The organism is Cryobacterium sp. PH31-L1, from assembly GCF_030063145.1.
In the GTDB taxonomy this organism is placed as follows: domain Bacteria; phylum Actinomycetota; class Actinomycetes; order Actinomycetales; family Microbacteriaceae; genus Cryobacterium.
Genome location: NZ_JASISM010000004.1, coordinates 319,366 through 331,102 on the forward strand (window position 1 = coordinate 319,366; position 11,737 = coordinate 331,102).

Sequence of the window (11,737 nt, forward strand, 5' to 3'; positions counted from 1 at the left end):
CCGCCGATTTCGTTACCGTCTGTCTTCTATCCGGGGCCTAGTCGCCGTGTGGCGGCTGGCTAGGCGTCGACGCGGAGGCGGCCGAACCGGTCGCGGTCAAAATGGCCTGGCCGGTCGAACCGCCGGCGGTCGTCACACGACGGCTCCGCGCGCGTCCCTGGCCGGGCAGTTTCGGTTCGGGCAGCGAGTCGAGCACCGAGTCGAGGAGCTGGTCGGTGACCTGCTTACTGGGACGCCGGGTGGTGCGCGTCGACTTCTTCACCGGAATGTTGAGAATATCGACCGACTCCGACCCGTCGGGCACAGGTGTCTGCACGACCGGCGCTGAAACGGCCGGCGCTCCGGCCGCGAGAGTGCTGCGGCCGCCGCGGGTGCGGGGTGCGGCATCCACTGTCTTTGTCACAACCGCCGGCTCGCTGACCGGGGCAGCGGATGCCGCTGGCTCGGCCTGCACGGTGACGGCCGGCTCCGTGGTCGCCTGCTCCGTGTTGGCCAGTTCCGTGCTGGCCTGGCGGGCGCGGGCCTGTTCGGACCGAGACTGCTGAGTGCGCCCGTTCTGCCCGCGCGAACGCGACTGGCGACCGCGTGGACGCTCGGTAGTGGCCGGCTCAGTCTGCTCGACGGCTGCCGGTTCGGTCGCGGTCTGCTCGGTCTGGGCCCGTTCGATCGCAGCGTGTTCGGTGCTGGCGTGCTCGGTACTGGCCGAATCCGCTTTGGCCGAATCCGTGTTGGCCGGGTCCGTGTTGGCCGGGTCCGTGGCGACCGGCGCGGCGGTCGCCACGTCAGCATCCGCTGCTGGGGCGTCGGCCGGAATGATCGCAATTGAGCCGGTGCGGGTGATGGTTCGGGCGGCGATCAGTGCGAGGGCATGCTTGGCGTCCTCGGTGATGCCGTGGGTACCCTGGCCGCTCTTCGGCGCGTCAAAAGCAGTGTCGCGCTGACCCGAGCTGTGCCCGTTGTCCCGGTTGCCGCCGGAGCCGCCAGTGCTGGAGGCGTTGCTGCCGCCACTGTTATTAGTGGCGGAACTGCCGGCCTTGGCGCGCGGTCGGCGCTCCTGCGGCGGCTGCGCGGTCTGCCGGTGCTTGATCACCGGGTCGTGGTGCACGATGATACCGCGACCGGCGCACGCCTCACAGTTTTCGCTGAACGACTCCAGCAGGCCGAGGCCGAGCTTCTTGCGGGTCATCTGCACGAGTCCGAGCGAGGTGACCTCAGCCACCTGGTGCTTGGTGCGGTCTCGGCTGAGGCACTCGATCAGGCGACGCGACACGAGGTCGCGGTTCGATTCGAGCACCATATCGATGAAGTCGACCACGATGATGCCACCGATATCGCGCAGACGCAGCTGGCGCACGATCTCTTCGGCCGCTTCGAGGTTGTTCTTGGTGACGGTCTCCTCGAGATTGCCGCCGCTGCCGACGAACTTGCCGGTGTTGACGTCGACGACGGTCATGGCCTCGGTGCGGTCGATCACGAGGGATCCGCCGGACGGCAGCCAGACCTTGCGGTCGAGAGCCTTCTCGATCTGCTCCGAGATGCGGAACTCGTCGAACGCGTCGACCTCGCCCTCGAAGGTTTCGACGCGCTCGAGCAGGTCGGGAGCGACCTGACTGAGATAGCTCTCAATCGTGGCGCGCACGTCGGGACCGGCCACGACCATTCGCTGGAAATCCTCGTTGAACACGTCGCGCACGATCTTGACCAGCAGATCGGGCTCGCTGTGCAGTTCGGCTGGGGCCTGAGCGGACTCGACCTGATCGGCGATGTGCGCCCACTGTTCGCGCAATCGGTTGACGTCGACGGTGAGCTGCTCGTCGGTGGCGCCCTCGGCGGCGGTGCGCACGATGACGCCCACGTTGTCGGGCAGAACCTCCTTGAGGATCTTCTTCAGGCGGGCCCGCTCGGTGTCTGGCAGCTTGCGGCTGATGCCGTTCATCGAACCGTTGGGCACGTAGACGAGGTAACGGCCAGGCAGTGACACCTGGCTGGTGAGGCGGGCGCCCTTGTGACCGATCGGATCCTTGGTCACCTGCACGAGTACCTTGTCGCCGGGCTTGAGGGCCAGCTCGATGCGGCGGGCCTGGTTGCTGCTGCCAGAGTTCTCGGCGGCGGCGTCCCAGTCGACCTCACCGGAGTAGAGCACGGCATTGCGGCCGCGTCCGATGTCGACGAACGCCGCTTCCATGCTCGGGAGCACGTTCTGCACCCGGCCGAGGTAGACGTTGCCGATGAGCGAGGCGTCCTGATTCTTGGCCACGTAGTGCTCGACCAGCACGCCGTCTTCGAGGACGCCGATCTGGATCTTGTTGTGCTTGGCGCGCACGACCATGAGACGGTCGACGGACTCGCGGCGGGCAAGAAACTCGGCCTCGGTAATGACCGGGCGGCGACGTCCGGCATCGCGACCGTCACGGCGACGCTGCTTCTTTGCCTCGAGCCGTGTGGATCCCTTGATGCGCTGGGGTTCCGTGATGAGTTCGGGTTCGCGCGGTGCACGCACCTTGACGACGGTGTTGGCCGGGTCATCCATGCCTGAGCGGTTCTCGTCGCCGGTGCGGCGACGAGCACGACGACGAACCGTCGTCGCCTCTTCTTCGTCGTCGTCATCGCTTTCATGCAACTGCTGTGACGAGCGGATGCCGGTGCGCGCCGGCATCGGCAGGATCTCCGGCGCCTGGAACAGCAGGGAGAACGACGGGCGCACGGGTACTGACGGCTTGTCATCGGCGGCGGGATCGGGCGTGATGTCGGTCATCTGCTGCGCTCCGGTGACGTTGTTGTACTCCGCGATGGTGATCTTGGCGGGCTCTGGATCGGCGACGACCGGCGTTGCGGGTACCTCGGCCGCTGGGGCGGCGGTCGACCGGGCGACCGGCGCCTTCCGGGTTGATTTGCGAGTGCCAAACAGGCTCTTGCGTTTCTTGTTTTCGTTGTCTTCCACCATCACTGGTGCGCTCCTTGACCGCTGTGGATGACCGCGCCACCCACCGGTTACTCTCTCGTGCGAGGTTGTCACCTTCGTGAAAACCCCGCGAATTTTTTACTGCGGCAACCGGCTTTGCCCCCCGGTGTTGGTCGAAACTGTGCTCGGGGACTGTGCTCTGGCTGCAAATACGTCGGATCGTGGGACCCTAATTCTGGGCGACTGTTGCCCAGGCAAGCTCTGTACTCATTAAGCTCTGTACTCATAAAGACTTATTAAGCTCTGTGGCGTCTGCTTGAGCGCGGCTCAACGACTACGAACGATTATCGCATGTAATCGCACAAAGCCACGCCGCGTGGGTGGCATAATCACAAGAGTGCCAACCACAGAGCGTTATCAGCGTCCAGCCGGCCTAGCTTTTTTCCTGATCATCGCTGGGTTCATCGCGTTTGCGGCGGCCTTCGCCCTCACGCTCGACAAGATCCACCTGCTCGAGGATCCCAACGCGCAACTGAGTTGCAGCTTCAGCGTTCTCATCGGCTGCGCGACCAATCTCTCCTCGCCGCAGGGTGCCGTTCTCGGCTTTCCGAACCCGCTGATCGGACTCGCCGCCTGGAGTGTCGTCATCACGATCGGCATGGCCATTCTGGCCGGGGCCCGGTTCGCCCGCTGGTTCTGGGTGGGACTCAACATCGGCATGGTCGCCGCGATCACATTCGTGATCTGGCTGATCGGCCAGAGCATTTTTGTGCTCGACGTGCTGTGCCCGTGGTGCATGGTGACCTGGGCGGTGACGATTCCGGCTTTCCTGGCAGTGACCCTGTACAACTTCAAGGTCGGCAACCTGCCGGGTGGGGCATCCGTTCGCCGGTTCGCCGGGGCCGCGTATTCCTGGATCTTCGTCATCACGATCGTCTGCTACATCGTGTTCTTCATCGTGGCGCAGGTCAACATGGACGTGCTCAACCGCCTCTAGTCGCACAATCAGAACGGCCCCGCCTCGAAATCGAGACGGGGCCGTTCGTGGCATTCTGGTCAGTCGAACCAGAGAGCGAGTTCCCGGGCGGCCGATTCGGGCGAATCGGAGCCGTGCACGAGGTTCTGCTGAACCTTCGAACCCCAGTCACGACCGAGGTCACCGCGGATGGTGCCGGGAGCTGCGGTTGTCGGGTCGGTGGTACCGGCCAGGGCGCGGAAGCCCTCGATAACGCGGTTGCCGGCGATGCGGAAGGCGACGATGGGGCCGCTTTCCATGAATTCGACGAGCGGTTCGTAGAAGGGCTTACCCTCGTGCTCTGCGTAGTGCGCGGCAAGGAGCGAGCGGTCGGGTTCCACCAGCTTCATGTCGACCAGGGAGTATCCCTTGGCCTCGATGCGGCGCAGAATTTCGCCGGTCAGGTTGCGGGCAACGCCGTCGGGCTTGACCAGGACGAGGGTTTCTTCGATCGGGGTGTTCATGCAATCTCCTTGGGTTGATCTGGATTCGTGTGATCTATTCGAGAGCCGGTGATCATGCAGTAGGTCCACATGGCTGCAAAGAGCGCGCCGACAAAAAACATGGCCGGGGTCACGAAACCGGTGGCGATGATGGTCGCCTGCAGCGCCCAGCCGATCGGGTAGGACCAGCTGTAGCGGAGCAGTCCGATCAGGCCGACCAAGGCCGCAACGAGCAATACGCCGCCGATGATGACGGCCAGCGGCGAGACCGGTGTCGGCTCCGTCGCCACCGACACGAGCCCCAGGGTGACCACGGCTCCGAGAAAGACGACGATCGTCTCGAAGCCGAGCAAAATCGTGGCGAGCGACCGTTTCACCGAGCGCGGCCCCGACGACCGGCGAGACCGACCTGCGCCAGACTCGTCACCGCCGTCGGTAGCGAGGCTCACTTCTCCATCCACTCACCGGCGGCGGCGATCGTGATCGCTTCGCCGACGAGCACGATCGATCCGGTGACCAGCACGGCACGTTTGGGTGCCTCGGCGGCCCACTCACGGGCGCTGTCCAGCGCTGCGGCCAGATCATCGAAGCGGAAGGTGACCTCATCGCTGGTCCACTCGGCGATGTTGTCGGCCAGGTCGTCCATTCGTACCGCACGCTCCGAGTGCGGCTCGGTCACGTAGAAGCGGTCGACCTGCGGCGCGAGGGCCGCGACGATGCCCTCGGCGTCCTTGTCGGCGAGGATGCCGACGACCACCACGATCTCGTCGAAGTCGAAGTAGGCCTCGAGGGCGGCGGCGAGTGCCGTGGCCCCGTGCGGGTTGTGCGCGGCATCCACGAGCACCGTCGGTTCGATACCGACGAGCTGCAGGCGGCCGGGCGAGGTCGCCGTGGCGAGCCCCTCGGCGAGCAGGTCAGCGGCCAGGGCCTGGCTGCCGGCGCCGAGGAACGATTCGACGGCAGCTATGGCCACCGCGGCGTTCTGCGCCTGATGGGTGCCGTAGAGGGGCAGGAACAATTCGGTGTAGGTGCCGGCCAGACCGCGCACCGAGATAACCTGGCCGCCAACGGCGACGGTGCTGGAGAGCAGTTCGAAACCGTCGTTCTCGTGGGCCAGGGTCGATTCATTGAGTTCTGCCGCACGATCCAGCTCGGCCCGCACGTCGGCGCTTTGCGCCGCGGAAACAACGGATGCCGTCGGCTTGATGATGCCGCTCTTGGTGCGGGCGATCTCGGCGACGGTGTTACCGAGGCGAAGCGTGTGGTCGAGCGCGATCGGGGTGAACACTGCGACCTGGCCGTCGGCGACGTTGGTGGAATCCCACTCACCGCCCATGCCGACCTCGATCACGGCCACATCGACCGGCGCGTCGGCGAAGCAGGCGAAGGCCAGCACGGTGAGCGCTTCAAAGAAGGTCAGCGGGACGTCCCCGGCAGCTTCGAGTTCTGTGTCAACGAGTTGCAGGTAGGGCTTGATGTCGGCCCAGTTCGCGGCGAGGATCTGGTCGCTGATCGGTTCGCCGTCAATGACGATGCGCTCGTTCAGTCGCACCAGGTGCGGGCTGGTGAGCAGGCCGGTGCGCAGGCCGTAGGCTCGCACGATGCTTTCCACCAGGCGGCTCGTGCTGGTTTTGCCGTTGGTGCCGGCCACATGAATGATCGGGTACGAGCTCTGCGGGTCGCCGAGAAAGTCGAGGGCACGGCGGGTGGGCGCCAGGCGCGGTTGCGGCTGGGCCTCCCCCACCCGCTGCAGCAGTTCGGCAAAGACGGCGTCGCCGGCCTCGCGGAAGGCATCCAGCGGGGCCGGCTGGTTCATCGGCTCCTCGTCGTCGCCCCGACCGGTGATGTTCTTCCAGTCAGCAGTGTCGTCAGTGGGATTGTCGTTGTCAGACAAGGATTGCTCCGTTCACGCGTGCGACGGCCACGATGACGGCGCCCAGATTGACATAGTGGTCGGCTTCAAAACGGACGTAGTGCTCGACGGGCGTTCCGACCCGGGCTTCCAGCCACTCCGACGGCAGTTCGGCCGAGAATTCGCCGGTTGACGGGCGGTGGGTGGTGAAACTCGTGGCGAGGGTTTCCGCTGCGACGTCGACGCCGAGGGCGAGGTCGAAGGAGTCGGCATCCGCTTCGCTCTGAAAGATCAGATCGAGACGGATGCGGTCACTCACCTGAAAACCGGCCGACTTGCGGGTGTCCTGCACACCCCGAATGAGGTCGCGGGCGAACCCCTCGGCCTCGAGTTCGGGCGTGGTGGTCGTGGCGAGCAGCGTGAATCCGCCGCCTGGGAGCAGCGCGAGCGCGGCTCCACCGTCGGCGGCGTCACTGTTCGCCTCGAGGGTCAGCTCGTACTCGCTCGGTTCCAGGGCGATGCCGCCGGCCGTGACGACGCCGTCGGTTTCGCTCCAGTCGCCGGCTCGGGCGGCCTTAATGACCTGCTGCACCTGCTTGCCGAGGCGCGGACCGGCAGCCCGTGCGTTGACGACGAGCTTGCTCGTGACGCCGTAGGCGGCGGCACTGTCATCTTCGAGCTCGATCAGGGTGACCGTCTTCACGTTGAGTTCGTCGCGAAGAATGGCGACGAAGTCCGCGAGGGCGGCGGTATTGCCGGTGACGACGGTGAGGTTGGTCAGCGGCAGGCGCACCCGCAGTCCGGCCTGCTTGCGCAGCGAGAGCACCGTGCTGCTGATCAGGCGCACCTGGTCCATCGCGGTGACCAACGCCTCGTCGGCGGGGAACAGGGCGGCGTCCGGCCAGTCTTCGAGGTGCACGCTGCGGCCTCCGGTGAGGCCCTGCCAGATGCGTTCGGTGACGAGCGGCAGTAGCGGTGCAGTGACCCGGCAAACCGTTTCGAGCACGGTGTACAGGGTGTCGAAGGCTTCGTGGGCGGTGGCCCCCTCAGCGGCTCCGCCCCAGAACCGGTCGCGCGACCGGCGCACATACCAGTTGGTGAGCACGTCGGCGAAGTCGCGCAGGCGCGCCGCGGCGACCGTGCTGTCGAGGGCTTCGAGGTCGGCCGTGACACCCACGATCAGGTCCCGGGTCTTGGCCAGAAGGTAGCGGTCGAGCACGTCGGTCGAATCGGTGCGCCAGGTGGCCCCGTACCCCGCGCCATCGTGGTTCGCGCCGGACGCGTTGGCGTACAGGGTGAAGAAGTAGTACGTGCTCCAGAGCGGCAGCATAACCTGACGAGCACCCTCTCGAATGCCCTCCTCGGTCACGACCAGGTTGCCGCCGCGCAGTACCGGCGAGCTCATCAGGAACCAACGCATGGCGTCGGCGCCGTCGCGGTCGAAGACCTCATTGACGTCGGGATAGTTGCGCAGCGACTTCGACATCTTCTGGCCGTCGTTGCCGAGCACGATACCGTGGCTGACCACATTCTTGAAGGCCGGACGGTCGAACAGGGCGGTGGACAGGACGTGCAGCAGGTAGAACCAGCCGCGGGTCTGCCCGATGTACTCCACGATGAAATCGGCCGGGTTGTGCGCTTCGAACCATTCCCGGTTCTCGAACGGGTAGTGCACCTGAGCGAACGGCATCGAGCCGGAGTCGAACCAGACGTCGAGGACGTCGGTGATGCGTCGCATCGTCGACTGGCCGGTGGGGTCGTCCGGGTTCGGACGGGTCAGTTCGTCGATGTACGGGCGGTGCAGGTCGGTGGGGCGCACCCCGAAATCGGCGGCCAACTCGTCGAGGGAACCGTAGACATCCGTTCGGGGGTAATCAAGGTTGTCGCTCTTCCAGACCGGGATCGGCGAGCCCCAGTAGCGGTTGCGGCTGATCGACCAGTCGCGGGCATTGCCGATCCACTTGCCGAATTGGCCGTCCTTCACGTTCTCGGGAACCCAGTTCACCTGTTGGTTGATCTCGACCATGCGCGGGCGAAAGTCGGTGACGCGCACGAACCAGCTCGAGACGGCCTTATAGATGAGCGGGTTGCGGCAGCGCCAGCAGTGCGGGTAGGAGTGCTCGTAGCTGGCCTGGCGCAGCAGACGGCCGCTGGCTTTGAGCAGCGCGGTGAGCGGCTTGTTGGCGTCGCTCCAGAGTTGGCCGGCCACATCGGGAACGTCGCTGAGAAATTTTCCGCCATCGTCGAGCGAGAGGATGACCGGGATGCCGGCGGCCTCACCGATCTTCTGGTCCTCCTCGCCGTAGGCGGGCGCCTGGTGCACGATGCCGGTACCGTCGCTCGTGGTGACATAGTCGGCCACGAGGATACGCCAGGCGTTCTGCGTGCCCCAGACCGACTCGTCCGCGTAGTAATCGAACAAGCGGTCGTAGCTGACCCCCTCGAGTTCCGTTCCGGTCACGGTACGCGAAACGGATGCGACGGCTTCGGCAGCCGACTCATAGCCCAGGTCCTTGGCATAGTTACCGACCAGATCGATGGCAATGAGATATTCGGCGCCGAGCACAGTCGCTGCGGTATCGGTGCCTTCGCGCAGCACCTCAGCGTCGGGCGTGCCGTTCGGGCCGGCCGGCACGACGGCGTAGACAATCTCGGGGCCCACCGCGAGCGCGAAGTTCGTCGGCAGGGTCCACGGGGTCGTGGTCCAGGCCAGGGCGCGCACGGCGGTGAGGCCGAGCGCCTCGGCCTTGGCACCGATCAGCGGGAAGGTCACGGTGACGGTCTGGTCCTGGCGCATCTTGTAGACGTCGTCGTCCATGCGTAGTTCGTGGTTGGACAGCGGGGTCTGGTCGCGCCAGCAGTACGGCAGCACCCGGTACCCCTCATAGGCGAGGCCTTTGGTATGCAGCTGTTTGAACGCCCAGATCACCGATTCCATGAAGGTGATGTCGAGGGTCTTGTAGTCGTTGTCGAAGTCAACCCAGCGGGCCTGGCGGGTGACATACTCTTCCCAGTCTTTGGTGTACTCCAGCACCGACTCGCGGGCGACCGCGTTGAACGCGGCGAGGCCCATTTCTTCGATCTGGCTCTTGTCCGTGATACCGAGTTTGCGCTCCGCCTCCAGCTCAGCGGGAAGACCGTGGGTGTCCCAGCCGAACCGGCGGTGCACCTGCTTGCCGCGCATGGTCTGAAAACGGGGGAACAGGTCCTTGGCGTAGCCGGTGAGCAGGTGGCCGTAGTGCGGCAGACCGTTGGCGAACGGCGGTCCGTCATAGAAGGTCCATTCCTCGGCGCCGGCGCGCTGGTCGATCGAGGCTCGAAAGGTGTCGTCGTTCTTCCAGAATTCCAGCACCTCGGTCTCGAGGGCCGGAAAATTCGGCGACGGAACGATGGCTTCGCCTGGCGTGGCACCGTTGTGGGTATTGCGGCTCTTGGGGTACAAAATGCTTCTCCTACCGGGACGGGTCACGAGGGCCCTGCTCCACGAGGACGAACGATTCTGGAGAAATCGCCGCGGTACCACCTCGCTTGCCAACCGAAACTGCCGGATGACCGCTTGTTCACAGGCTGTAACGGGCCCGACTCGTTCGGTTCTACTGAGCTGGCCGCCCGAGGGCTACCAGCTGTTCTTCCGAAGACTTCCCGGTGATGGCCGGGTCACTGTCATTCGCTTTAATCGTACCGGATGAATGCTCGAGACTGATATGTCGCCAGAAGAACGGATGCGCGTAATGGCTGTCCCCCGTTGGCCCGACGTAGCCTAACGTTGAGGGGTGCCCCGCAAGGCATACCTGTGAACGCAAACTCGGCGCGCACCCGCCGGGAAAAGAGATTATTCATGCCCCTTCGGCACCCGTGGCGCACCCGTCGCCTGCTCGCAACCACCACCGGTATCGTGGCCCTGGGCCTGCTCATGGCCGGCTGTACCCCGGCCGACTCGAACGAACCGGTCGGCGAACCGAAGACCGGGGGCACCCTGACCTATGCGTCGGGCGATGCCGAACCGACCTGCCTCGACCCGCACGTCGGTGGCAACTTTCCCCAGGCACTGGTCAGCGCCCAGTACCTGGAATCCCTCGTCTCCCGCGACAGCGACGGCCAGATCATCCCCTGGCTGGCCGAGTCCTGGCTCCCGAGTGACGACGGCCTGACCTGGGATTTCACCCTGCGCTCTGACGTGACCTTCACCGACGGCACCGTGTTCGACGCCGTGGCCGTGCAGGCCAATATCGCCCACCTGCAAGACCCGGCAACCCTGTCGTCGACCGGCTATCTCGCTCTCGGCAAGGTCACCGGCACTGAAGCGGTCTCCCCCACCGTGGTGCGTTTCACCCTCAGCGAACCGGACAGCGCCCTGCTGGAGTCGCTCTCGCAGACCTGGCTCGCCATGGAATCGCCGACCGCGCTCGAGCGCAGCCAGGACGAGAACTGCGCGAGCCCGGTGGGAACCGGCCCGTTCCTCGTGGACAGCTGGGTGAAGCAGAACGCGATCACCCTCCTGCGCAATGACGATTACACCTCGCCGCCGGCGGATGCCGCCCACACCGGCCCCGCCTACCTCGACAAGGTCATCTGGCGGTTCATCCCCGACTCGGCCTCCCGCTACGCCGCCCTGCAGTCCGGGGAGGTCGACGTGATCGACAACGCCCAGCCGGACACGATCGTGCAGGCCAAGCAGAGCGATTCCATCGAACAGCTCGATTCTCCACGCCCCGGCGCCTCCAACCGCATCGAGCTGAACTCGGGTCAGGCCCCGTTCAACGATGTGCGCGTTCGTGAGGCGTTCATCCGCTCGGCCAACGTCGACGATGCCGTCTCGAGCCTGTTCCAGGGCACCGCCACCCGGTCGTATTCGGCCCTGTCGAGCGCAGAGAGCACCGCCGTCTCGAACCCCGCACTGTTCGACTACGACCCGGCCGCCGCCGTCACGCTGCTCGACGCGGCCGGCTGGGGCGAAACGGATGCCGACGGCTACCGCGTCAAAGACGGCGTGCGGCTGAGCGTGGAGTTTCCGGTGAGCACCAACCAGTCGATCCCGGCCGAGCAGAGCGTGTTCGAGCAGATTCAGGCCACGGCGAAGGAAACCGGCTTCGAGGTCAAGCTGGCCCCGATGGACCTCTCGAGCTGGTACGCCGCCCTCGCCAGCAACGACTACGACGCGGTGAGCGCGCCGTATACCAAGGTCGGCCCTGACGTGCTGCGCATTCTGTACCACTCCGCCAGCATCGTGCCGGCACCCAGCGGGTACTTCGCCAACCTTGCCCAGGTCAATGACCCCGCTATCGACGAGCTGCTGACGACCGCAGCGCGCACCACGGATGCCACCGAGCGCGCCTCGCTCTACGCCGACGCCCAGAACCGCATTTTGGAGGGTTTCTACATTCTGCCGCTCTACGACCAGCAGAACCACTACCTGCTGCGCAGTGACGTCGTGGGTCTGCGCACCCTGCCGACCGTGGCCGTGCCCACGCTCTACGACACGTGGCTGAACCGGTAGCGCCGCCCGATCGGCCCGGGGCGGGGTC

Annotated in this window: 7 protein-coding genes; 2 read left to right on the forward strand and 5 right to left on the reverse strand. The window is 65.6% G+C overall.

Features of this window, described 5'->3' with window-relative positions:
- Window positions 1-37: 37 nt before the first annotated feature.
- The gene (locus QMF22_RS10500) at window positions 38-2,944 is read right to left on the reverse strand and encodes an Rne/Rng family ribonuclease (protein ID WP_283453443.1); all 2,907 of its coding nucleotides are present in this window, start codon (window positions 2,942-2,944) and stop codon (window positions 38-40) included.
- A gap of 355 nt (window positions 2,945-3,299) precedes the next feature.
- Between QMF22_RS10500 and QMF22_RS10505 the strand changes: the two genes are divergently transcribed.
- The gene (locus QMF22_RS10505) at window positions 3,300-3,899 is read left to right on the forward strand and encodes a vitamin K epoxide reductase family protein (RefSeq protein WP_283453282.1); all 600 of its coding nucleotides are present in this window, start codon (window positions 3,300-3,302) and stop codon (window positions 3,897-3,899) included.
- A gap of 59 nt (window positions 3,900-3,958) precedes the next feature.
- Here QMF22_RS10505 and ndk read toward each other — a convergent pair whose 3' ends face one another.
- The 4 genes from ndk to ileS form a co-directional block, all read right to left on the reverse strand.
- The gene (ndk, locus tag QMF22_RS10510; protein WP_283453284.1) at window positions 3,959-4,381 is read right to left on the reverse strand and encodes a nucleoside-diphosphate kinase; all 423 of its coding nucleotides are present in this window, start codon (window positions 4,379-4,381) and stop codon (window positions 3,959-3,961) included.
- Complete coding sequence (locus QMF22_RS10515; RefSeq protein WP_283453286.1) at window positions 4,378-4,809, reverse strand: DUF4233 domain-containing protein; 432 nt, start codon at window positions 4,807-4,809, stop codon at window positions 4,378-4,380. Before QMF22_RS10515 ends, ndk begins: the two co-directional genes overlap by 4 nt.
- Window positions 4,806-6,176 (reverse strand): bifunctional folylpolyglutamate synthase/dihydrofolate synthase, encoded by a 1,371-nt coding sequence (locus QMF22_RS10520; protein WP_283453445.1) that lies wholly within the window; start codon window positions 6,174-6,176, stop codon window positions 4,806-4,808. The genes QMF22_RS10515 and QMF22_RS10520 overlap by 4 nt, the downstream gene beginning before the upstream one ends.
- 70 nt (window positions 6,177-6,246) lie before the next feature.
- Window positions 6,247-9,657: an isoleucine--tRNA ligase gene (gene ileS / locus QMF22_RS10525; protein ID WP_502846937.1), complete on the reverse strand. Its 3,411-nt coding sequence runs from the start codon at window positions 9,655-9,657 to the stop codon at window positions 6,247-6,249.
- Between the two features lie 393 nt (window positions 9,658-10,050).
- Here ileS and QMF22_RS10530 point away from each other — a divergent pair, with 393 nt between their 5' ends.
- A complete protein-coding gene (locus QMF22_RS10530; RefSeq protein WP_502846933.1) occupies window positions 10,051-11,709 on the forward strand; it encodes an ABC transporter substrate-binding protein in 1,659 nt (552 codons plus the stop codon).
- The last annotated feature ends 28 nt before the right edge of the window (window positions 11,710-11,737 follow it).